Origin of the sequence: Streptomyces sp. NBC_01689 (assembly GCF_036250675.1) — a bacterium.
In the GTDB taxonomy this organism is placed as follows: Bacteria; Actinomycetota; Actinomycetes; order Streptomycetales; family Streptomycetaceae; genus Streptomyces.
This window is the reverse complement of sequence record NZ_CP109592.1, coordinates 620,132-642,691: the sequence shown is the minus strand read 5'-3', so window position 1 is coordinate 642,691 and position 22,560 is coordinate 620,132. Positions and strand designations below refer to the sequence as shown.

The window sequence follows — 22,560 nt, the reverse complement described above, 5'->3', positions numbered from 1 at the left end:
CACCGGCCGGACCACCCGCGCGGTTCCCCACCCGTTCCCGAAGGCACCCACCGCAGAGAAGGAAGCACGAAGATGTCCCTGCACACGAAGCGAACCAGGCCGGCGCTGTCGCATCTCGCCATCGCCGCGGTCACCGCGGGCCTGCTGCTCCTGAGCGGATGCTCCGGGCAGGAGCCGCGGGCCGAGGAGAGGCAGGACGTGGCGTCCCTGCCGCCGTCCACAGGTTCCCCGGACTCTCCGTCAGCGTCCAGGACGGGAAAACCAAGCCCCGCGGATACCTCCGAAGGCTCACCGGGTGTGCAACTCCGGCTCGACGACACCTCCGAGAAGCGTCTGCAGATCCGCAAGACCTACGCCGGCTGCCTGGCCGACAACGGAATGGGAGAGAACGCCAACGGCCAGGTGAGCGACGACGTACGCAGGAAGGCGGAGGAGGCCTGCAAGGACAAGGCGCCGATCAATCCGCCCGAGCTCGACCCCGCCAAGAACCCGCATTACGGCGAGGACGTGGTGGCCGTCGTGAAATGCCTGACCAGCCACGGCGTCCCGGCCGTGATCGAACCGGCCACCGACACCCGGCCGGTGGGGTGGAAGCTGACGTCGGCCGATGTGCCCGACGACTACGAACAGGTCAACACGGCATGCATGGTGAAGGCGTTCGGCTCGCACTCCTGACCGCGCTGCTCAGTGCCGGCCGGTGCCTGCCTCCTCGTGTGTACATGCGACGCGGCCTTCCGACGTCACGCGAGGGGGCGGCCCGCAGCGGTGAGGCATCCGGATACGGCCGTTGAAGATTCCCGCCGCCCCCCCCCGCGCGAAGCCCCCCGCGCGAACAGGCATGGGCCGCACGGCGAGCACGGCAGGACGCGGCCGACGTGCGCGACACCGCCGTCCGGTGACCGCGACGGGGGAGACGCGAACGATGCCACCGCGCTTCCCCAGGCCAGGAGCGCCAATGTCGTTGTCAGCACAATGTCAGGAACTGATGGCCGACTCGTCGTCGGACGCCGAACCGGCCCTCGCCATTCCTAGAATCGAGCGCATGTGCGCACATGTAGTGGTGGCGGAGGACGACGCCGACCAGGCCGAACTGATACGCCGGTATCTCGAACACGAAGGCCATACCGTGACGGTGACCGGCGACGGCCGCTCCGCTCTTGATCAGCTGCGCCATCGCTCGCCCGACCTCGTGATCCTCGACGTGATGATGCCGGGCGTCGACGGACTCGACGTGTGCCGCGTCATCCGAGCGGACTCCGCTCTCGCGCATGTGCCGGTACTCGTGCTGACAGCGCGTTCCTCGGAAGACGATCTCCTGCTGGGCCTCGATGTCGGGGCCGACGACTACATGACGAAACCGTTCAGCCCGCGCGAGCTGATGGCACGTACCCGCTCACTGCTACGGCGTGCCCGGCGGGACCATCCGCCGGCGCCCGAGACCGATCACTCCGCTCCTGTGCTGCGCGCGGGCCCCGTCTCGGTCGATCCCGCACGGCACGAGGTCCGGGCCTACGGGCAGCAGATCACCTGCACACCCGGCGAATTCAAGGTCATGGAGATGCTGACCGAACACCCCGGCCATGTCCTCTCCCGCGCCCAGCTGCTCGAACGACTGCATGGTCATGAGCCCTTCATCACGCCCAGGACCGTCGACGTCCATGTGATGAACCTCCGTCGCAAGATCAAACGGGCGGCCGGCGCCGCGGCAGGGCCGATGCCGCTGGTGACGGTGTACGGCGTGGGCTACAAACTCGTGGACGACCGATTCCGAGAAGCGTGCAGTGACTAGCACAGTGCCCTGCGCCGAGTCCGCTCCGGACACCGGGAGGCAGCCGCCACGACGATCCCGCTTCACCGCCACGCTGCGGCAGCGAAGTCTGCTGATCCGGCTGCTCGCGGTGTCCGCGCTGGTGTCCGTCTGCTCGATCACCGCAACCGCGTGGGTCGTGCTCAACACCACCGCCGTCGTGCTCGGCAAGGAACGGGGCCAGGCCCTCGCCGACGACGCGCGGATCTACGACACCCTCATGGGCTGGGCCGCGACGCACCCCGACTGGAGCGCCGTCGGCCCCACCGTCGAACAGCTCGGCCGGAGAGCGGGGCACCGTGTGGTCCTGACGACCGGGGACGGACGGATGCTCGCGGACTCCGACGGCGACACCGCACACCCGTTTCAACCCCCGCACGACGCCACCGCGACGGTGAATCCGCTCGCCACCGACATCGGACTGAGCGGAGGCACCACCAGCGATACACAGGCCACCACCACCGATGCACAGGCCACCACCACGACAGCCATCGACCCCCGAGCCGTCGGCCCCTTCAGACTCTCCGCCAAGGACGGCCAGTATCTGAACGGCATCGCCCACAGGCTGACCCGCTGCCTCCAGCAGGAGGGCATCCCCTCGCACGTCGAGGTGCTGCCCAGCGGACGGCCACGCGTCGTCGCGGCCGGCGCGGACAACGGGGGAGCCCTCCGCGCTTCCCTGTGCCCGGTGGAGGTCCTCGACGCTCCGGTGGCGTCGGAGAGCGCCGCGCTGTCCACCCTCAACGGCCTCGTCGACTCCTGCCTGCGCGGCCGCGGCGTCGGCGCCGTCAGACTGACGATCACCGGGGCCTGGACCCAGCGCACCCGGACCCCGCCCCCGGCCTCCTCCGTCGCCTCGTGTCTCGCGACGAGCCGCGCCCAGCAACTGGCCCCCTATGTGGCACCGGCGGCCGTCCTGTTCGTCGCGAGCCACGGACGCACCGCCACGACCTTCTTCGACCTCTCCGCCGCCAACCGCCTCCGCATCGCCGGGTGGGCGGCGGCCGTCCTCGTGATCACGGTGACCGTCACCAGTCTGGCGGGGTTCCGCCTGGTGAAGCCGCTGCGCGTGCTCACCACCGCCGCGATACGGATGGAGGGCGGCGAGCTGTCCACCCGGGTGCCGGTACGGGGACAGGACGAGATCGCCCGACTGTCAGCGGCTTTCAACGCCATGTCGGAGCGACGCGAGCAACTGGAGACGGTGCGCCGTGCCATGACCAACGACATCGCACATGAACTCCGCACCCCCGTCAGCAACTTGCGAGGCTGGCTGGAAGCGGTGGAGGACGGCATCGCCCGGCCCGACGCCGACCTGGTGGCCTCGTTGCTGGGACAGGCGCTGCAGTTGCAGCACATCATCGACGACCTGCGCGACCTCGCGGCCGCCGAGGCCGGAGAGTTGCGGCTCTCCCCGGTCCCGGTCCAGGTCGACGACCTGCTGTCGACCGTCGTGCGTGCCGCGAAGGCGACGGCCGACGCGCAGGGGGTGACCCTGCGCCTGACGGGGGATCCTTCGACCGTGGTCGACGCCGACCCCGTCCGGCTGCGGCAGATGGTGGACAACCTGGTGTCGAACGCCGTGCGCCACACGCCGGCCGGCGGAACGGTCACCCTGGGCGCGAGCGTCGAACGTCGGGAGGAGTCCCCGGCAAATGACCTGCGGGCGGCGCCCGACGGACGGCGGCGGAGCGGCTTCGTTCTCCTGACCGTCTCGGACACGGGGTGCGGAATTCCCGCCGAGGAGCTTCCCCATGTCTTCGACCGCTTCTGGCGATCGGAGAAGTCGCGCAATCGTCAGAGCGGTGGCAGCGGCCTCGGGCTGGCCATCGTACGGCGCCTGGCCGAGGCACACGGGGGCACGGTCACGGTGCTCAGTACGCCGCGCGAGGGGACCGCTGTCACTCTTCGTCTGCCGTCGGAGGCGGGGCGAGCGAAGTGAAGCGGTTCGTCACCGGCCATGGGGGCAGGTCGGGATCGCCGTCGGCCCGCGATGACCGGTCGCGCCCCTGACCGCGGCTCCGACGACCGAAGGAGGGGACGCATGGAGCGCCGAGTGGGGCCGGATGCGGTGTCCTCGCGTTCATTCCCAGCAGTCGGTCCTCGCTCCGTCGATCGCCGACTCGGCGGATAGCACGTAACCGGTTCCGGTCCCGAAATCGGTGGGGGCGGGTCCGAGGGACTCGGTCCGGAAGTCGACCGTCAGCAGGACCGCGTCGCCGTCACCGCCCTTGGTGAAGCAGATGCCTTCCACCTCGGGGGGTGCGGCGAAGGGGGTGGTGTCCTCCTGCTCGGTCCAGTGGTCCGCTGCCGCGACCCTTCGGTAGTAGCCGAACAGATCCGTTGCGGATCCGGGGGTGGAATACACCCGATAAGCACGGAGCCAGGCGTCGCTGCCGCTGCCGTCGTCGCACCCGGTCGTGACGCTGCCGAAGTCCTTCGGCACCGCGGTTCCGGGTGGGCGGCTGTCGAGGACCGGGAGGGAGGCCAGCTTCCTCAGTCGCTGCTCGGATCCGTCGCAGTTCTTGCTCAGGACGCCGCAGCCGGTGAGTCCCGTGGAGAGCGGGGCCAGCAGCGCGGCCGCCAGGGCGGAGGCCAGCGTGCGGCGGCGGCGGAGGAGGCGGAAGGGCACGAGGGCTCCGGTGCGTGTCTCGATGGGGTGGAGGGGTGACCTCCGGCCCGTGTCGGATCAGCGGCGCGGGCCGCCGGGGGCAGGCTGGTGCGGGGTCAGGTTAGGCTGTGCTGTCGATCAACGTCACTGCGGGCAGCGGCGGTTGACGTGGTGGTCGGCACAGAGGTACGCAGTACCAGGCCCTTCGGACGATCACGGTACGGGCATCGGGGCACGGGGCGGACGACCAGGGGTGGGGGCACGGGATCTCGATGAGTGACACACCTCCGCCACGAAACCGCAGACCAGGCCTCTCGGCGGGCGCGCGCATCGTCGCCTTGGTCGTCCTCGTCGCGTTCGGGGCCGTCAGCGCCTGGCTCCAGCACGACGCTCCCGGCCGGAGTACGGAGCCGCGTACGGAGCTCACCGCGAACAACCCGCCCGCCGGTCTGCCCACCACGCTCACCACGGGCCAGCACCTCCACTGGTCCCGCTGCACCTCGCCGTCCACCGCGCGCACGGGCTACGACTGCGCCACCATGAAGGCCCCCCTCGACTACCGCAAGCCGGAGGGCAGGACGATCGATGTCGCCCTGATCCGCCGCAAGGCCACCGGCCCGAACGCCCGGCGCATCGGCTCACTGGTCCTCAACTTCGGCGGCCCCGGCGTGTCCGGCGTGAGCGGACTGCCCGACCTCCTCAACCAGTACGAGCCGCTCCTCGACCGCTACGACCTGGTCTCCTTCGACCCGCGGGGTGTCGGCGCGACCATCCCCGTGCGATGCGGGAAGACCGTGGACGACACCGGTTACGACGGGGCCGACGCCTGCGCCAGGTACTCCGGGGCGCTCCTCCCGTACATCGGCACCTCGCACACCGCGCGCGACCTCGACCTGATGCGCTACCTCCTCGGCGACGAGCGGCTGCACTACTTCGGTGTCTCGTACGGAACGGCGCTCGGCGCGGTCTACGCCCACCTGTACCCGTCGCACGTCGGACGGCTCGTCCTCGAGGCGTCCGTCGATCCGACGGAGGACCACGACGAGGAGCAGATGTCGCAGGTCAAGGCGGTCCAAGCGGCGTTCGACCGGTTCGCCGCGCACTGCGCGGCCCGTATCCGCCCCTGCCCGACCGGCGACGGGCCGAAGGAGGCCGCACGGCGCATGGCACGCCTGGCCGGCCGTCTGGCGAAGAAGCCCGCCCCGGCCGGCCCCGGAAGGACCCTGGACGCTCACGACCTCGCGTACGCCGTCAGTGACCATCTCGACCTGGGCACGGACGGCTGGGCGCCGCTCGCCAAGGCCCTCACCGCGCTGATCGACCACAACGACGGCCGTCCGCTGAGCGAGGGCGCGGACGACATCGGCTCCGCCGACCGCTCGGCGGCCCCGCCCGACAACAGCCGCGCCGCCCGGACCGCGATCACCTGCGCGGACTCCAGTCTGCGCCCCGGTTTCGAACGCCTCGACCGGGACGAGGCCCGCGTCAAGGCCGCCTCGCCCGTCTTCGGCCCGGCCTGGTCCAGCGGCGTCTACCTCTGCTACGGCTGGCCGTTCCACGGCGAGAGCGCCACCCTCCAGGTGAACGCCGACGGCGCGGCCCCCGTCCTCGTGGTCGGCGGCACCGGCGACCCGACCACGCCCTACTCCGGCGCCCGCCACATGGCCCGCGCCCTCGGCGACGGCGTCGGCGTCCTCCTGACGGCGGAGGAGGAGGGCCACGGCACGTACCCGCAGAACCGCTGCGTCACGGAGGCGGTCGACCACTACCTCCGCACGGGCGGTACCCCGGTTCCCGGGAAGGTGTGCCGGGGCAGCATGTCCTGAGGCCCGTACGGATCAGCCGGGCGGCCCCCGGCACACCCATTCGCTCACCATGGGCCACGGGCGGTCGTGTACGACCGGCTGCACGCGGAACCTCGCACGGCTTCCGCTGCCGTTCGCCACCCCTCGCACCAGCGGTGAAGTCCTGCCGCACGCTCGGGGGAGGATGGGGGCGACCCGACGGAACGAGAGATCAGGAGCTTCGATGGCGAAGCGGGTTCACCAACCGCGTGAGGACGCGGAGTTCGACTTCATCCTCAAGATGAGCGCGGTCCCGGTCCTCGCGTACTTCATCGGGACCTGGCCCAAGGCGATCGAACCCTGTCGGGCGATGGACCCCGTCGTGAGTGGCATCGCCGACGAGTACACCGGCCGCCTCACGGCGGTCCGCGCCGACATGACGCGCTGTCCGTCCGCGACCAAGCGGTACGAGATCACCGCGGCTCCGTGCTGCGTCCTGCTGAAGAAGGGAGAGGCAGTGGCGCGCATCACGGGGACCATGACCCCGGCCGAGGTACGACAGCTCCTGGACGGCCACCTCTGAGCAGAGCCGCGACTGGCACCGTTCATCCAGGCTGCGCGAACGGATCGCGGCAGCTTCGGTCACCTCCGGACACCACAGCGCGCGGGTGGGGCAACGCGGCGCGGTCAGCGGAAGGTGAGGACCAACTCGCCGCTCCTGGCCTCCATATTGGTGATCTCCTTGCGCGCGTGCCAACCGACGCGCACCGCGTACGACGCGGAGTCGTCCGGCACATCGCGCACCAGGATGGGAAACACACACGCAGCCGAGTCGTTGTAGGCACCCGAGCCGATCGATCCGGTCGCGACGACCAGGCCCTCGGAGTCGTAGACCGTGACGAGCGCCCCCTTGTCGATGTCGCTCAGCGGGCCGCCGCCACTGCATGTCCCCACTTCACCGCCTTGGGCTGTGATACGCGCCTGCCCCACCAGAGTGAACGTCCCCGCCTGGTTGCCCTCCGACCGGGACAGCCCCCAGGCCAGTGCGACAGCACCGGCGCCGGCCGCCAGTCCGATGACGGCTGCCACCACCAAAGCCCCCCGGAATCCGGGGACTCCACGCTTCGACCGAGCCCCGGATTCCTCCGACACCTCGGACTCCCGGACCGCTCCCTCACCGGATTCCACGCGCGTCTCCTCAGGCATGACCGAAGCATGCCAGCGGAGCGAACCGTTCCCCGTCGCTGTTCGTCACAGTCACGTCACAGCGACAGCGCCCCGCGGCCGTCCGACCCTGAGCGACTCCGCAAGTGCCGGGAACAACCAGGTCTGATCCCTGGGCCCCCGCTCAACCCCGCTCATGGTGAATCGGTGAGGAGGGATCCCCTCGTGACAACCAGCTGCGATCCCTCTCCGCCACGATGATGCGGAACGCCACCTCGCGGAGGACGCGCTCCCAGTGAGGTGTGGGCGACGTCTGACGGCACGGGTCAGGAGGCCTCGCGGCAGCCTTCGTCGGTGCATTCGAGGGTGGTGAGGGTCTGGTCGACTTGTTCGGTGGTGAGTGGGGGTGCGGGGAGGGGGTGGGCGCCTTGGGGGCGGAAGGCGTCGAGCATGAGGTGGAGGTGGCGTCGCCAGGCTTGGGGGGCGACGGTGCGGGTGGCTTGGATGATGCCGGCTTGGGACCAGATGACGAAGGCGATGTCCTGGGGGGTGACGTCGTCGCGGAGGACGCCTTGTCGCTGGGCGTTGTGCATGATCTGGGTGCAGAGCTGTTTGGCGCGTTCGTATCGTTCGCGGCCGGCGGCGTGCAGGGGCAGGCGGGCGGAGACGAGGCCGTTGAAGGCGCGGTCGCAGGCCTGTAGTTCGCAGAGTTTTTCCAGGTAGCGGGTGAATCCTTGCCAGGCGTCGTCCATGGCGGCGGCGTGTTCGGCGGTGGTGAGGAGTTCGGTGTATTTGGCGTCGAAGAGGGTCTCGACGAGGGCGAGGCGGGTGGGGAAGTGGCGGTAGAGGGTGCCGATGGCGACTCCGGCCTCGCGGGCGATGCCTTCGAGGGAGGCGTCGAGGCCTTGTTCGGAGAAGGCGGTGCGGGCGGCGGCCACGATGGCGTCCCTGTTGCGCTGCGCGTCGCGGCGCAGTGGTCTGGCGGGGGTGCCGCTCGCGGTGGGGGTGGGGTGGCTCATGGCTGGAGGGTAACATGAGGGTCCCCTCGAATTCCCTTTCCGGTGTGTTTCCGATCGCAATCTCACGTCTGTGACGTGGCGTGATGAGCGTCACTGCAAAGATGAGGCGTGCCTCGGGTACGGTGGCGGAGTCGAACGTGAGGCACCCCTCCGGATGACCTTGGAAGCGACCGCCCGACCCGGGATCACCGGATCGCGGTTCATATCGAAGCGGTACCCGCCCAACCGGCGAGACCGCGGCAGTTCTGCAAGGGAAATGACCATGAGCAGCATGACGAAGCGCCTCTCGATCGCACTCGCCTCCACGGCACTGGCCGGCGGAGCGCTTCTGGGAGCCGGCGGCCCGGCCTCGGCCGCCCCGGCTTCGGCACCCGTGCAGCACACCTCGTACGCGTCCCTGCAGCAGACCACGCACCGCCAGGAAGCAGCGGCCACGCCGCAGGGTGTCACCGCGGCCCGCTGGTACCAGGACCAGATCGACGAAGCCACCTCCTCCTCGCAGCGTGTCGGCGCGGCCCGCTGGTACCAGGACCAGGTCGAGGGAGCCGTCCTGCCGCACGGCGTCAGCGCCGCCCGCTGGCACCAGGACCAGGTCGACGAAGCCACCTCCTCGTACCGCGTCACCCCCGCCCGCTGGTACCAGGACCAGGTCGCCTGGTCCCTGACCCACAACTGACACGAACCACCCCCGACACGGCCGAGCCCGCCCACCCCACGACACCCGGCACCCGCCCCGACGACAGGGGCCACAGCCCGCCAGTCCCGGCCGACCCGGACCCCGGCTCACACACCTCACACCGAGCCGCACCCGCACCAGCATCGACGTCCGCACCGCGGCGAACGCCAGGCGAAGGCACCCGGGACTCCAGCGCCCGCCACCGCGACCACGCCGACCACGGCCAGGGGCCCACTGCCGGCTGAACCGACCGGACTCCCGCTCACGCAACCCCCTTCGACGCACCGGCGTCCCACTCCACGACAGACGGTCGCCGATCACCCGGGAGCGCACGTGGCGAAGAAGGACGTGACGACGGATGCGGCGGAGGAGAAAGACCGCGAGAAGTGGATGGCGCGTTTCCAGGTGCGGCTGGCCATGCAGCCGGGCGTGGACCGGGCGGTCGTGCTCCAGGCGGTCAAGGACGTCACGGTGAGCTGCGCGGAGACGGGAGCGCACCCGCGGACCGCCTTCGGCGACCCGGACGCCCACGCCGTACGCACCGCCGCACGACTGGTGCCGGTGGACCGGGCGGCGCGCGCGAGGCGGCGCGACGCCGTCGTGGACGCGTTCGACTCCGTCGTGAAGAGGGTAGGGGACGTCACCGCTCCCTGAACGCCACGGCCTTCCTCGGCCTTCGCGCGGGGTGCGTACGGACAGTCCGTGGCCGCCCACTGCGGCGATACCGCATCCTCCTTATGCCGCTCGCTGGTTGTCGCCGATATCCGGCGTGCCGGCGAGCGGGGTGCACCGCCCTGTCATAGCTGTCAGCGGTGTGATCGCCGTAGGCGAGGGCGCTGCGCATGTTCTGATGCCGGCGAACGAGCCTGCCACCGGTTGTCAAACGAGCCTGCCACCGGTTGTCATCTGTCCGAGCATCGAGCTTTTTTGTGGGGCGGGGCGCCTGCTCCGAAGCCGGGGCGAAGGCGTGACGCGACCGCGGAGTTCCGGCTCCGACCCGGGCGGAGCCGCCGACCGGCTGCCGTCATGTCGGCAGCTCAGGGCGGTCGACGGCGGGTGAGCCGTCGACAAGGCTCTCCAGGGCGGCCCCGAGATACGGATCGAGGTCTCCCGCGTCACCGTTGAGGGCGCCGACGCCGAGAACATCCCGCATGAGCAGGAAGCCGATGTTCACGGACATGATCAGCGCGGCCCGCTCACGGCGCCGCTCTCCCGTCAGTCCTTCGGCCAGGCCCTCCTCGAACCTCAGCTCGATCAATTCCCTCATGATCTGCACGGCCTCCGGGCTGGACGTCGAGCGGATCGTCATGAGCAGGCCGTCCATGCTGCGCCCGGGTGGCGAGGCGAGGAACGCGACGGTCGACTCCCTGATGTCCGTAAACGGCATGTCCATGGTGAATTCGAGGGCTTGGGTGAAGAGGCCCTCCTTGGAGCCGAAGTAGTGGCCGACGAGTCGGGGGTCGACGCCGGCCCTTCTGGCGATCTCGCGCAGGCCCACGCCGTCGTAGCCGCGTTCCGCGAAGGCAGCGACCGCGGCGTCGCGGATCCGGTCGCGGGTCTCGCTCGCGGCGGGGACCGTCCGGTCGGTCGGGGTGTCGCGTCCAGTCATGTCCGCAGTATAGGTTCGCCGATATTCCACGGGTGTGGAAAAGGCGGCACCCACCTCTCCCGACTTGCCATCTTCCGGCCTGCGTGACATATGGTTGCCGCGTCAAGTAAACGTTTCTGACGCCATGCTTGACGGCGCAAGTATTGGTTCTATATATTCCCGAAAAGAGGATTGCATGGCCGTCTCCACGGGCCACGAGGGCACGAGCGAAGCGCGCAAGATCGCCGAAGGGCTGACGTACCTGCACGGCTTCGGCAACCTGCACTCCAGCGAGGCCCTGCCCGGCGCCCTGCCGGTCGGCAACAACGCTCCCCAGCGTCCGCCGTACGGGCTCTACACCGAGCAGATCAGCGGCAGCGCCTTCACCGAGCCGCGAGCCAGCAACCGCCACTCGTGGATGTACCGCATCCGTCCCTCCGCCCAGCACAAGGCGTTCCGCCGGATCGAGGGGGGAACCTTCCGCGGCATCTCGGACGCCCGGATCGAGATGAACCGCTCCTACTGGAGCCCCCTGCCCGACCCGGCGCCCGGGACCGACTTCGTCACCGGCATGTGGACACTCGGCGGCAACGGCGACCCGGCCGCGCGCACCGGCATGGCCATCCATCTGTATGCCGCCAACACCTCCATGACGGACAAGGTGTTCAGCAACTCCGACGGCGAACTGCTGATCACCCCGCAGGTGGGCGAGCTGCTGGTGCGCACCGAGTTCGGGCTGCTGCACGTCAAGCCCGGAGACGTCGCGCTGATCCCGCGCGGCGTGCGCTTCCGGGTGGAACTGCTGGACGCGGCCGCGCGCGGCTACGTCGCCGAGAACTTCGGCCGGCCGGTGATCATCCCCGAACTCGGCCCCCTCGGTGCCAACGGCATGGCCAACCCCCAGCACTTCCGCGCCCCGGTCGCCGCCTACGAGGACATCGAGCGACCGGTCGAGGTGGTCGTCAAGTACAGCGGAGAGCTGTGGAGTTCGGTGTACGACCACTCACCGCTGGACGTCGTGGCCTGGCACGGCAGCCACGTGCCGTACGTCTACGACCTCTACTCCTTCCAGAACGTCGGCACCCTCACCCACGACCACACCGACCCGTCGATCTACACGATCCTCACCTCGCCGACCGACACCCCCGGCGTGCCCAACCTCGACTTCCTAGCCCCCACCGGGCGTTGGGAGGTGTCCGAGGACAGCTTCCGGCCGGCCTACTACCACCGCAACATCAGTACCGAGTTCTACGGCGTGATCGAGGCCCCGGAGACCGGCCCGACCAGCATGTACGGCGAGCCGGGAGCCAGCTCCCTGCAGAACATGATGACGCCGCACGGTGTCGTCCCGGAGATGGACCGCGCCGCCACCACCATGCAGCTCGGTCCCCAGCGGCTCAACTGGGGCCTCATGGTCGTCTGGGAGTCGCGGGACCCGTTCAGGCTCACCCGCCAGGCCCTCGACTCGCCGCGCCGCCACCAGGACTTCGACGCCCTCTGGCAGGGCTACGAGCGCCGTTTCACGGCCTGACGCACCAAGGAGACATCGATGCACGACAGATTCGACATTCAGGACGTCCTTTCCCGGTACGTCCGTGCCACCGACGAGCGAGACGTCACAGCACTCGCCGGACTGTTCGCCGAAGGCGGTGTGTTCCGCTTCTTCAGTCGCTCCGGTACGGGGAGATACCGGCCCATCGGAAAGTCGTTCACCGGCCCGAAGGAGATCAGGGACTTCGTCGCGAGCTGGCCCCCGCTCCCGGAGCGGGTGTACCTCCATCACCTGACCACCGACCACATGATCGAGGTCGACGGCGACGAGGCGATCATGAACGCGCAGTTCATGGTGGTACCCGCGGTCGCCGCGGCGGAGCCCGAGGGCGGCTGGCCGCAGGAGCTTCGCGGAGTGCAGGGAAGCGCCACGCCGACCATGATCGGCATCTACGACGCACACCTCAGCAGGATCGACGGGGCCTGGAAGCTCACCCGCTTCGACGTCCTGCACAGCCTGCCGGACCCCGGGAACTGACTCCTGAGCCGTAACCCCCGAGCGGCCCGGGCCGCCCGACGGCCCTGAGCGGCCCGGGCAGCCCGATGGCCCCGAGCGGCCCGCCGGGCCCGGACCGGGACACGTCCGAAGCGGGCCGATCGCGGCGGACGGGACCCGCAAGGGGCGGAGCGCGCCCGGAACGCCCGCCCTCCGCGAGCACGTCGCCACTGCCGCCGCCCGACCCCACTCCACCAGGACGGGACGGGCGGCGGCACCCCGCGCACCACACCGGAGCCCGCGGTACACCCGGCCGCCGAGACGGCCGGACGGCCCCCCCACGGCACGGTCGCTCTCCTTCGCCGAGCACCTTCCCCCGTAATTCGCCCTACGCGACGGCCCGGCCCGGGCAGGCCGCGGAGCCTCCGTGCCCGTCCTCCCCGGGTACCGCCGCCGATCCGACACGCATCCGGGGGATCACACAGACCCGCGCCGCAGGCCCGCCGCGCCCCTCATCCTTTCCCACCTGGAAGTCACGAGAGTGCCGAAGACGACGAATGAGACCCGCACGGGGACCCGCCCGGCCCCCGGAGAGCACCGCACCGCAACGATCGTTTCCAGTCTCGCCGTCACCGGAATCACCGTCGCCGTCATGCAGACGCTGCTGATTCCGGTCCTGGCCGACCTCCCGGCCCTCCTGGCCACCACCCCGGCCGACGCCACCTGGCTTCTGACCGCGACCCTCCTCGCCAGCGCAGTCTCCACACCCGTCATGGGACGCCTCGGCGACCTCTTCGGCAAACGCCGGATGCTGCTCACCAGCCTCGCCGTGATGATCGCGGGTTCACTGCTCTGCGCCTTCACCGACGACCTGACCACCATGATCGCGGGCAGGGCCCTCCAGGGCTTCGCCACCAGCGCCGTTCCCCTCGGTATCGGCATCATGCGCGACAAGCTGCCGCGCGAGAAGCTCGGAACGGCCATGGCACTCATGAGCTCCTCCATCGGCATGGGCAGCGCACTCGGACTGCCCGCCGCGGCCCTGGTCGCCCAACACGCCGACTGGCACCTCCTGTTCTTCGGCTCGGCCGGAATCGGCCTGCTCTCGATGGCGCTCACCTTCTTCCTCGTACCCGAGTCACCGGTACGTGCCGTGGGACGGTTCGACTGGCCGGGCGCGATCGGCCTCGGTGCCGGGCTCGTCGCCCTGCTGCTCGCCATCACGAAGGGCGGTGTCTGGGGCTGGGGTTCGGCGACCACCCTGGGACTCTTCGCCCTCGCGTTCGTCATCCTGTTCCTGTGGGGCATGGCCGAACTCAGGATCGCCGCACCGCTGGTCGACCTGCGGACAACGGCCCGCCGCGAAGTGCTGCTCACCAACCTCGCGGCGTTCATGCTGGGAATCGCGTTCTACGTCATCACGCTCGTCCTGCCTCAACTGCTGCAGCTGCCCACCTCCACCGGACACGGGCTCGGCCAGTCCATGGTCGTAGCCGGTCTGTGCGTGGCGCCGATCGGCCTCATGATGATCCTCGTCACCCCGGTGTACGCCCGCATCCTGGCCACATGGGGGCCCAAGACGGCGATGATCATCGGCATGATCGTCATGGTGATCGGCTACGGCGCGGGCATCGGCCTGATGAACGCCGTCTGGCAGACGGTCGCCGTCGCGGTGGTGGTCGGCGCCGGCATCGGTCTCGCCTACTCCTCGCTCCCGGCCCTCATCGTCAGGGCCGTCGACCAGACCCAGACAGGCGCTGCCAACGGGATGAACACCCTCACCCGGTCCGTCGGCACATCGATGTCCAGCGCCCTCACCGGCATGGTTCTGGCCCACACCTCCCAACGGTCCGGCAGCCTGATCGTGCCCTCCATCAGCGGATTCCGTATCGCGTTCGGCATCGCCATCGGCGCGCTGCTCGGCGGCCTGCTCCTGGCGGGGTTCCTGCCCTCAGCGCGGGCGGCGGACCACGCGCCCGGGGCCCGGGACGACCAGGACGGCCCGGAAACGCGCGATCCGGCACCGGCCAAAGAACCGCGCTGATCGCACAGTTCGTCCCGCGGAGGGCCCGTGATGCGGAGTCGGGCGGGTCGGGAACATCCGGGCCCGCACGGTGGTTGAGGGAGACGTGGTGGTGAAGGGGACAGTGTCCCCGGGCCTCACCCATAGCCCATGAGGACGATCGTTCGGCTGAAGCCTCATGGAGCCTTTCGCCGCGTAGGCGACCGCCCTTCACGACCACGCATGCCGACAGCCCCGGCCGGGACCGACACCGGCCGGGGCTGCTCGTATGCCGGTCGGCCCGGTCGGCCCGGTCGGCGCGGGTGTGGACGAGGCCGTCGTGTCGCCACGACGGCAGGCCGAGAAGACCTGGCGGGGCGATTCACCATGCGCCGGTGTCGGGGCGGGCCGTGAGTCCGGGGACGCCGCCGAGCTCGGGGCCGGTGACTCGGTGCGCACACGATTCCGGGGCTTGCCCGGACTGGTCCGGGGCGGTGGTGAGGGCGGAGGCGTTCGATGACGCTGCCGCCGAGTGCGATGACGTCGGTGAGGGCGGTGTGCGCGGCCGTGGACACGCGGCGACCGGGACAACAGGCCTCGGGTCGCTGCCTGTTGGCGGAATCCGCCGTCGGCGAGGGGGACGGCGAAGGTCTCAGGCCCCGCCGCCATTCACCGGCCGTCGCTGGTCAGCCGCACGGACAGGTCCCAGAGGCGGCGGGCGTTGTCGGGGTCGAGGGCGTAGTCGGCGACGCCGCGGCGGACGCCGGGGGTGAAGGGGCCGGCTTCCTGGCAGTCCTCGAAGTAGGTGCCGGTGACCCCCTCGACCAGGGGGGATGCCGCCAGGAGGACGGATGTCGCGGCGCCCTGGGCGATGGTCTTCTCCGTGACGCCGGTCTTGCCGGAGGGGTCGAACGAGGCGGGCGGGGCGTCCATGTGGCGGCCGAGCCCCGTTCCCCAGATGCGTCCGGGGTTGAGCGCGTTGACCGTGATGCCGTCGGCCGCCCAGCGCTTGGCGGCCTCCACGGCGAAGAGGATGTTCGCGGTCTTGGACTGGGCGTAGGCCAGCCAGGGGTCGTAGGGCTCCGCGGTGAAGTCGGGGTCGTCGAAACGGACCGGTCCGTTGACGTGCCCGACCGAGCTGAGCACCGCCACCCGGGCGCCGCGGGCGGCGGCGAGGGCGTCATGGAGACCGACGGTCAGGGCGAAGTGGCCCAGATGGTTGGTGGCGAACTGCAGCTCCCGGCCGGCCGGGGTGCGCAGTTCAGGGGTGGCCATGATGCCGGCGTTGTCGACCAGGATGTGCAGCGGGCCGGTCCAGTCGGACACGAAGGACGCGACGGACTCCGGGTCCGCCAGGTCGAGCCGGGCGGCCCGGGTGTGGGCGTTGCCGGTCTCCGCGGCGATCTCCCGCGCGACGGCGGTGCCGGTCTCCAGAGTCCGTGCCGCGAGGGTGACCTCGGCGCCGGCCGAGGCGAGCGCGCGGGCGGTCTCGCGGCCGAGACCTCCCGCGCCGCCGGTCACGACGGCGCTGCGCCCGGTGAGGTCGACGCCGGCGAGGACCTCGGAGGCGGTCGACTGCGGACCGAACGGGGTGGTGACGAGCTGAGTCATGGTGCTTTTCCTGTTTCTCCCGCCGGACCGTGCCGGGGAGGGGTGTCAGTGGAGCGACCGCCTACACTGGCCGTAAGCGGATGCAAGTCCGCTTCCTGGTCGCTACAAGCGGAGCCGAGTCCGCTTCTGGTCTCAACCGTAAGCGGACCCGGCTCCGTATGCAAGGAGATGTGATGCCCCGCTCACTGCGCGCGGACGCCCGGGCGAACCACGAGCGCCTGCTGGAGGTCGCGGCCCGCGCTTTCGCCCAGGAGGGCACCGAGGCGTCGATGAAGGCGATCGCGGCCGAGGCCGGCGTCGGCATCGGGACGCTCTACCGCCGGTTCCCGACGCGCGAGGACCTCATCGAGGCGACCTACCGCAACGAGACCGACCGGCTGTGCGCCTCGGCGCGCCGGCTGCTGGACGAGGAGGCTCCGCGGGCCGCGCTGCGTGCCTGGATGGAGGCTTTCGTCGACTACATGCTCACCAAGCGGGGCATGGCGGACGCCCTGCCGGTGATCCTCGCCTCCCGCGAAGGCCTGCGGCTGCACAGCCGCGACGCCCTCGGGGTGGCCGTGACGACGCTTCTCGAGGCCGGCATCGCCGCCGGGCAGGTACGCCGGGACGCGGCACCGAACGACGTCCTCATGGCGCTCGGCGGCATCACGCTCATCAGCGGACACGAACACGAGCGCGCACTCGCGTCCCGGCTCATCGCCCTCCTCCTCGACGGCCTCACCCCCGGCCACCCGGCCGATCCGGCGGCCACCGCCTAGCCGCCGCATTCCACAGTGGGCTGTCGGCCCGTGCCTCGCGTCCTGGCAGCCGGACCATGGCCGGCCCATCGGCCGGGCTTCGCGTCGGGGCCGGCCGGCGTTCGTGTGTGTGGGCCGCTCAGCTGCCGGGAGCGCTCGGGCGGGGGTCCGGTGCGGTGTCGGTCGTGGAGGCGTTCCAGCTGCTGAGGATGCGAAGGGATTCGGCTGTGGCGGAGTCCGGCTCGGGCAGGTAGACGCACAGCGTCTGGTTGTCATCGCCGGGCAGGTGCATGAACTCGTAGGAGAAGTGCAGGTCGCCGACGAGGGGGTGCCAGTAGTGCGCGGCCCCGTGGGTGTGGCGCAGGACGCGGTGGTCGTTCCACCAGGTGCTGAACTCCGGCGAGTTGAGGGTCAGTTCGCCGATCAGGTCGGCGAGCCGGCGGTCTCCGGGACAGCGGCCCGCTTCCAGGCGCAGCATGGCCACGGTCTCGCACGCGACCTGCTCCCAGTCGCCGGTGCGCTCGCGGGCCTCGGGGTCGAGGAGGTAGTAGCGGGCGAGGTTGCGGCGGGGGACGGGCAGTGTGTCGAAGTCGGTGAGGACGGCGCGTGCGAGGCGGTTGGACGCAAGGACGTCGGTGCGGCGGCCGATGACGAAGGCGGGCACATGGTCGAGGGTCCGCAGCATCAGGTGCAGGCCCTGGCGGACCCGCTGTGGGTTGACCGGGGCGCGTCGCGAGCCGGGGCGGGCGAGGAGGTCGGTGAGGTGCTCGCGCTCGGCGGCGTCCAGGCGCAGGGCGCGGGCCAGGGCGTCGACCACCTCGGGTGAGGGGCGGGCGGCCCTGCCCTGCTCGAGGCGGGTGTAGTACTCGGTGCTCACGCCCGCGAGGCGGGCGGCTTCCTCGCGGCGCAGGCCGGGGACGCGGCGAGCGCGTCCGTCCGCGGGCAGTCCCGCCGACTCGGGGGTGATCCGCGCACGGCGGGTGCGCAGGAAGTCGGCGATCTCGCGGCTGCGGTCCATACCTCCAGTCTGGACCGGCCGCACACCGTCCGCGCCGCGCTGGGTGGTCCTGCCAGTACCTGTCCGGCCAGGGCCATCGCGGGGCCGTTCGGGCCCTTCTCGCGGTGGTCAGCTTGATGCGGAGGCGCCGCGGACATCGCACGCCCCTCCGAAATCTGTCGCTCTTCCCGGAAGGTGCCGTTCCATGACTACCGAGACTTCTGCCACGACCTCCACCAAACCCCTGGCCGGCCGGGTGGCTGTGGTCACCGGCGCGTCGAGCGGTATCGGTGAGGCGTCGGCCGAGCACCTGGCATCGCTGGGCGCCAAGGTCGCCGTACTGGCCCGGCGCGCAGACCGCCTCGACGACCTCGTCGCCCGCATCACGAAGAGCGGCGGCACCGCGCTCGCGGTCACCGTCGACGTGACCGACGCCGCCGCCGTCCAGGCCGCCGCGGACCGCGTGGAGGCGGAGCTGGGGGACGCGGACCTGCTCTTCAACAACGCCGGCGTCATGCTCCCCGCACCCGTCGAGGAACTGCGCGCCGACCAGTGGCAGCGCCAGATCGACCTGAACATCTCCGGCCTGATGCACGTCATCGGAGCCTTCACCCCGCAACTGGTGCGGGCCGCCGCGGAGCGCGGCGTCGCCGACCTGATCAACACGTCGTCGAGTGCTGCGCGGAACCTCTACCCCACCTTCGCCGTCTACGCCGCCACCAAGGCGTTCGTCTCGCACCTGTCGAAGCACCTGCGGGTCGAGCTGGGCCCGAAGAAGGTGCGGGTCTCGGCGATCGAGCCGGGCATCGTGGGCACGGAGCTGCAGTCCCATGTCACCGACGAGGGCGCGAGCGCGTGGCTCGAGGGGTCGAAGGAGACCATCGACTGGCTCCGGTCGGAGGACATCGCGCAGACGGTCGGCTTCATCGCCTCCCTGCCGCTGCGGGTCAACCTCCCGCAGGTCTTCATCATGCCGACCGCCCAGCCCAGCTGAGATCGGAACGGCGTGGCCCGGCACACACGCCCGGCCACGCGGGCGCCGCGACACGCGTCCACGCGTCGCGAGGGAGCAACACCCGTGCGGGCCGCCCTCGCGCACGGGTCGCGTCCTGCGCCTTCTGCCTGCCGGACTTTTTCCACATGGCCTCGACGACCGGCCCGTGCACACGCGGTCCGCGTCCGTACGGGTGGTCCTGTCACCACCAGTTCGCGCACGGTCATCTCGGGGCCGTCCGGACCGGCCCCGTGGTGGTCTGCTGGATGCCGGGGGGCCGCCACGGATCGGAAGCCCCCGACCGCCAGTCCACCGGCAACTGTTCTCGACAGGCAGCCGATACACAGCAACCCTCAGGCACCACCGGAAACGGAGCATCACCGATGCGCGCAGCTCTCATGTACGGCGCCGGCGACGTCCGCGTCGAGAACGTCCCCGACTCCGCCATCAAGTACCCGACCGACGCCCTCGTCCGGATCACCGCATCCTGTATCTGCGGCACCGACCTGTGGCCGTATGCCTCGATGAAGCCCGAGAACGGTCCCGCCCGAATGGGACACGAGTTCATCGGTATCGTCGAGGACACCGGCTCGGAGGTGACCACCGTCAAGCGCGGCGACCTGGTCGTCTCCCCCTGGGCCATCTCCGACAACACCTGCGCCTTCTGCCGCGAGGGCCTGCACACCTCCTGTTCGCACCCTCAGGCGAACTTCTGGGACGAGGTGGCGGAGGAGGGCGGCCAGGCCGAGGCCATCCGTGTCCCGCTGGCCGACGGCACCCTCGTCAAGCTGCCCGTCGCCGCGGACTCGGCCCTCATCCCCTCCCTGCTGACGCTCTCCGACGTCTTCGCGACCGGATACCACGGTGCCGTGTCAGGCGGTGTCAGCGAGCGCACCCGCGTCACCGTGATCGGTGACGGAGCAGTCGGCCTCATGGCGGTCCTGTCCGCCAAGCGGCTGGGCGCCGAACAGATCATCCTCATGGGCCGCCACCAGGGCCGCACTGACCTGGGCCGCGAGTTCGGTGCCACCGACATCGTCTCCGCCCGGGACGAGGAAGGCGTCGAAGCGGTCCGCGAGCTGACCGGCGGGCACGGAGCGCATGTGGTCGTGGAGGCCGTCGGCACCAAGCCCGCCTACGAGCAGGCCCTCGGCATCATCCGCCCGGGCGGAACCATCAGCCGGCTCGGGGCGCCGCAGTACGAGGAGGCACCCGTCGGCTTCGGCAGCCTCTTCCGCCACAACATCCGGCTCGCCGGCGGCCCTTCGCCGGTCCGCGCCTACATCGAGGAACTGATGCCCGACGTCCTCGACGGCACGATCCAGCCCGGAAAGGTCCTCGACGCCACCACCGACCTCGACGGCGTCCCCGCCGGCTACCAGGACATGGCCGACCGCAAGAGCCTGAAGGTCCTCATCAAGCCCTGACCCCGATCCACCGGCAGGGGTGCCGCCCGCGCCGCACCCCTGCCTCACCGTCGAACCCCGGCGGACACGGACAGCCTCCCACCACAGGACATGACGTGAAGAACATCGGATTCCTCTCCTTCGGCCACCACCCCGCACCGGGCGAGACGGACGCCGACATGGCCCGCCGCCACACCGAGGCGTTCCTCACGGTCCTCGCCGGCAAGGGCTTCGCCCGCCCCAACCCACGGCCGATGTTCCCCAACCCGCCCGGACTGCTGCGCCTCGAACCGCACTCCGAGGGACTGCGGGAGAGGATCTGGTGGGGCTCCGCGTCGAACGCGACCGCCGTCTGGGCCGCGGAACTGGGCCTGAACCTGCAGAGCTCGACACTGAAGGCCGACGAGAGCGGCGAGCCGCTCCACGTCCAGCAGCGCAAACAGATCGAGGCCTACCGCGAGGCCTACAAGAACGCCGGTCACACCCGCGAGCCGCGGGTCTCGGTCGCCCGCAGCGTCTTCGCCCTGACCAACGACCTCGACCGCGCCTACTTCGGCCACGACCGCAACTCCCGCGACCAGGTCGGCACCCACGACGACGTCACCCGGTCCGTCTTCGGACGCTCCTACGCCGCCGAGCCGGACAGACTGGTCGAACTGCTCCGGGACGACGAGGCGATCCAGGCCGCGGACACCCTGCTCCTCACCGTCCCGAACCAGCTCGGAGTCGACTACAACACCCACGTACTGGAGAGCATCCTCACCCACGTGGCACCGGAACTCGGCCGGCACTGACCATCCGCCCACCGGCGACCCGGCCGACAGCCCCCGTGGCCCTCCGCGGAGCGAAGACCCCGGGGGCCGGCGCCCCAGGAGCCTCCCGATCCACGCCGCGCCGAACTCCGTTCCTCAACGGCTCAGTTCAGGGGCAGCCACTGGTGGACTGGGCCTGTACGTGCGCGTCCGCGTTGTCGGAGACCTTGACGTACGCGGCCGAGGTGCCGCGCCGGTCGTAGGTCTTGGTGAAGTCGGATCCGAAGTCGACGATGAAGTGGACCTTGTAGCACCAGCCGGCATCGATCTGGAGGACGTCCCAGTCCTCCTTGTAGGGCGTGTGACCGCCGCCGGAGGAGAGGAAATAGGTCGTCTGCTGCACGTTGTCGACGGTGCACGTGGGCTTGGTCGCGGTGAGGTCTCCCGTGCCGCCGCCGCTGGTACACCAGTTCTTCAGGGCGGTCGCCGAGTAGGCGCTGTCGTTCACCTCGGACGAGCACCCCGTGATTCCGCAGCTTGCGCCGGCGTAGGCGGGAGTTCCACTGGCCACGGCGGCGAGTGTCAGGGCACCCACTACGCAGGCGGCTCTGACGCGGCCTGGATTCTTTCGCGAGCCCATGCTGGTCTCCTCACATCATTTTGACATGGCCCCGGCAAAGTAGGGGTCGGGGTCGGGCTGCGTCAACGGAGTTGCCGAGACGCGTTTTCCGGCCGACACGCACCGGTCGCGTCCGTCATGGAGGTTGTGCTATGTGCCACACCGCGACCGCCCGGTAGAACCCGCGCGGGGGTCCGACCCGTTCAAGGATCGGTGGGATGAACGTTCTCGCATCGGGCCACCTGAACGGTCGCCCGGGATTGCCTTTATTCAGGGGAGGAACCAATGACCAACGTATCGGCAGCAGTCGTGGTCCGGGATTTCTGGGAGAATTTCGGACCCACCTGCGATGAAGCTGTGGCCACCTGCAAAAGACTCGTTCACGACGTCGTGGCGTGGGAGTCGGTTCTCGCCGAGGCCAGACCCGTCAATTCCCTCGATGACTTGGTGGCCGACCTCGAGCGAGCCCGCGTGGAGCTGGGTGCAGAGGGTTACCACTTCGAGGTCAAGTACCTCGTCGAGCAGGAGGACATCGTCCTCAGCCAGCGGATCGAGAAGATCCTGGACAAGGACGGCAAGATCCTCCTTGTCTTCGACGTGATGGCGATCACGCGGGTGGTGGACGGCAAGATCAGCTGGAACCGCGACTACTTCTACAACACTCAGCCCGGTGAATGGGGCCGCGGCGAAGTCGCCTGACGGCGTGTGGAACGACAACACGCTCATGTCCGGTTCGAGCGTGCCGCTATGGGGAATGTGGCGCGCGCCGAGCCACAGGATCTGTCCGACCGTGTCCATGGGCGCAC

Annotated in this window: 21 protein-coding genes and 1 pseudogene; 15 read left to right on the top strand and 7 right to left on the bottom strand. The window is 70.3% G+C overall.

Features of this window, described 5'->3' with window-relative positions; translation table 11 throughout:
• The first annotated feature begins 72 nt into the window (after positions 1-72).
• The 3 genes from OG776_RS02435 (at position 73) to OG776_RS02425 (ending at position 3,749) form a co-directional block, all read left to right on the top strand.
• The gene (locus tag OG776_RS02435) at positions 73-675 is read left to right on the top strand and encodes a hypothetical protein (protein WP_148011514.1); all 603 of its coding nucleotides are present in this window, start codon (positions 73-75) and stop codon (positions 673-675) included.
• A gap of 367 nt (positions 676-1,042) precedes the next feature.
• The gene (locus OG776_RS02430; protein ID WP_329323633.1) at positions 1,043-1,789 is read left to right on the top strand and encodes a response regulator transcription factor; all 747 of its coding nucleotides are present in this window, start codon (positions 1,043-1,045) and stop codon (positions 1,787-1,789) included.
• Positions 1,782-3,749, top strand: coding sequence for a sensor histidine kinase (locus OG776_RS02425; protein WP_261994734.1), 1,968 nt, complete (start codon positions 1,782-1,784; stop codon positions 3,747-3,749). The genes OG776_RS02430 and OG776_RS02425 overlap by 8 nt, the downstream gene beginning before the upstream one ends.
• Before the next feature lie 141 nt (positions 3,750-3,890).
• On the opposite strand, the gene OG776_RS02420 is transcribed toward OG776_RS02425, so the two are convergent.
• Positions 3,891-4,439 carry a hypothetical protein gene (locus tag OG776_RS02420; protein WP_148011513.1) on the bottom strand — a complete coding sequence of 183 codons (549 nt, stop codon included), beginning with the start codon at positions 4,437-4,439 and terminating at the stop codon, positions 3,891-3,893.
• Positions 4,440-4,690: 251 nt separating this feature from the next.
• Between OG776_RS02420 and OG776_RS02415 the strand changes: the two genes are divergently transcribed.
• Together OG776_RS02415 and OG776_RS02410 are read left to right on the top strand one after the other, a co-directional pair.
• Complete coding sequence (locus tag OG776_RS02415; RefSeq protein ID WP_329318521.1) at positions 4,691-6,244, top strand: alpha/beta hydrolase; 1,554 nt, start codon at positions 4,691-4,693, stop codon at positions 6,242-6,244.
• Between the two features lie 202 nt (positions 6,245-6,446).
• Positions 6,447-6,785 carry a thioredoxin family protein gene (locus tag OG776_RS02410; protein WP_329318519.1) on the top strand — a complete coding sequence of 113 codons (339 nt, stop codon included), beginning with the start codon at positions 6,447-6,449 and terminating at the stop codon, positions 6,783-6,785.
• Positions 6,786-6,889: 104 nt separating this feature from the next.
• Here OG776_RS02410 and OG776_RS02405 read toward each other — a convergent pair whose 3' ends face one another.
• On the bottom strand, positions 6,890-7,291 hold the full coding sequence (locus OG776_RS02405; protein ID WP_148012580.1) for a hypothetical protein: 402 nt from the start codon (positions 7,289-7,291) through the stop codon (positions 6,890-6,892).
• Positions 7,292-7,692: 401 nt separating this feature from the next.
• On the bottom strand, positions 7,693-8,385 hold the full coding sequence (locus OG776_RS02400) for a TetR/AcrR family transcriptional regulator (RefSeq protein ID WP_329318516.1): 693 nt from the start codon (positions 8,383-8,385) through the stop codon (positions 7,693-7,695).
• A gap of 262 nt (positions 8,386-8,647) precedes the next feature.
• Here OG776_RS02400 and OG776_RS02395 point away from each other — a divergent pair, with 262 nt between their 5' ends.
• Both OG776_RS02395 and OG776_RS02390 read left to right on the top strand, forming a co-directional pair.
• A complete protein-coding gene (locus OG776_RS02395) occupies positions 8,648-9,061 on the top strand; it encodes a hypothetical protein (protein WP_329326317.1) in 414 nt (137 codons plus the stop codon).
• Between the two features lie 333 nt (positions 9,062-9,394).
• Positions 9,395-9,715: a hypothetical protein gene (locus OG776_RS02390; RefSeq protein ID WP_148009578.1), complete on the top strand. Its 321-nt coding sequence runs from the start codon at positions 9,395-9,397 to the stop codon at positions 9,713-9,715.
• Between the two features lie 370 nt (positions 9,716-10,085).
• Here the strand turns inward: OG776_RS02390 and OG776_RS02385 are convergent, their stop codons facing one another.
• A complete protein-coding gene (locus tag OG776_RS02385) occupies positions 10,086-10,670 on the bottom strand; it encodes a TetR/AcrR family transcriptional regulator (RefSeq protein ID WP_329318511.1) in 585 nt (194 codons plus the stop codon).
• Between the two features lie 175 nt (positions 10,671-10,845).
• Here OG776_RS02385 and OG776_RS02380 point away from each other — a divergent pair, with 175 nt between their 5' ends.
• From OG776_RS02380 to OG776_RS02370, 3 genes are all read left to right on the top strand, one after another.
• Positions 10,846-12,180, top strand: coding sequence for a homogentisate 1,2-dioxygenase (locus OG776_RS02380; RefSeq protein ID WP_329318510.1), 1,335 nt, complete (start codon positions 10,846-10,848; stop codon positions 12,178-12,180).
• A gap of 18 nt (positions 12,181-12,198) precedes the next feature.
• Entirely contained in the window at positions 12,199-12,678 is a 480-nt protein-coding gene (locus OG776_RS02375) for a nuclear transport factor 2 family protein (protein ID WP_148009575.1), read from the top strand.
• Between the two features lie 499 nt (positions 12,679-13,177).
• On the top strand, positions 13,178-14,680 hold the full coding sequence (locus tag OG776_RS02370) for an MFS transporter (RefSeq protein WP_410093189.1): 1,503 nt from the start codon (positions 13,178-13,180) through the stop codon (positions 14,678-14,680).
• A gap of 627 nt (positions 14,681-15,307) precedes the next feature.
• On the opposite strand, the gene OG776_RS02365 is transcribed toward OG776_RS02370, so the two are convergent.
• Positions 15,308-16,249 carry an SDR family NAD(P)-dependent oxidoreductase gene (locus OG776_RS02365; RefSeq protein ID WP_329318507.1) on the bottom strand — a complete coding sequence of 314 codons (942 nt, stop codon included), beginning with the start codon at positions 16,247-16,249 and terminating at the stop codon, positions 15,308-15,310.
• 173 nt (positions 16,250-16,422) lie between these two features.
• Between OG776_RS02365 and OG776_RS02360 the strand changes: the two genes are divergently transcribed.
• The gene (locus tag OG776_RS02360; RefSeq protein ID WP_148009572.1) at positions 16,423-17,007 is read left to right on the top strand and encodes a TetR/AcrR family transcriptional regulator; all 585 of its coding nucleotides are present in this window, start codon (positions 16,423-16,425) and stop codon (positions 17,005-17,007) included.
• 118 nt (positions 17,008-17,125) lie between these two features.
• Here the strand turns inward: OG776_RS02360 and OG776_RS02355 are convergent, their stop codons facing one another.
• Positions 17,126-18,004, bottom strand: a complete 879-nt coding sequence (locus tag OG776_RS02355; RefSeq protein ID WP_329318504.1) for a helix-turn-helix transcriptional regulator — start codon at positions 18,002-18,004, stop codon at positions 17,126-17,128.
• A 184-nt stretch (positions 18,005-18,188) separates the two neighbouring features.
• Here OG776_RS02355 and OG776_RS02350 point away from each other — a divergent pair, with 184 nt between their 5' ends.
• The 3 genes and pseudogenes from OG776_RS02350 to OG776_RS02340 all read left to right on the top strand — a co-directional run.
• Positions 18,189-18,977 (top strand): SDR family oxidoreductase, encoded by a 789-nt coding sequence (locus tag OG776_RS02350; protein ID WP_329318502.1) that lies wholly within the window; start codon positions 18,189-18,191, stop codon positions 18,975-18,977.
• Between the two features lie 383 nt (positions 18,978-19,360).
• A complete protein-coding gene (locus OG776_RS02345) occupies positions 19,361-20,404 on the top strand; it encodes a zinc-binding dehydrogenase (protein WP_148015001.1) in 1,044 nt (347 codons plus the stop codon).
• Between the two features lie 119 nt (positions 20,405-20,523).
• Positions 20,524-21,177 (top strand): annotated as a pseudogene (locus tag OG776_RS02340) (LLM class flavin-dependent oxidoreductase); the annotation flags it as partial.
• 127 nt (positions 21,178-21,304) lie between these two features.
• On the opposite strand, the gene OG776_RS02335 reads toward OG776_RS02340, so the two are convergent.
• Positions 21,305-21,706, bottom strand: coding sequence for a hypothetical protein (locus OG776_RS02335; RefSeq protein ID WP_148012724.1), 402 nt, complete (start codon positions 21,704-21,706; stop codon positions 21,305-21,307).
• Positions 21,707-22,039: 333 nt separating this feature from the next.
• Between OG776_RS02335 and OG776_RS02330 the strand changes: the two genes are divergently transcribed.
• On the top strand, positions 22,040-22,453 hold the full coding sequence (locus OG776_RS02330) for a limonene-1,2-epoxide hydrolase family protein (RefSeq protein WP_329326315.1): 414 nt from the start codon (positions 22,040-22,042) through the stop codon (positions 22,451-22,453).
• Positions 22,454-22,560 lie beyond the last annotated feature (107 nt).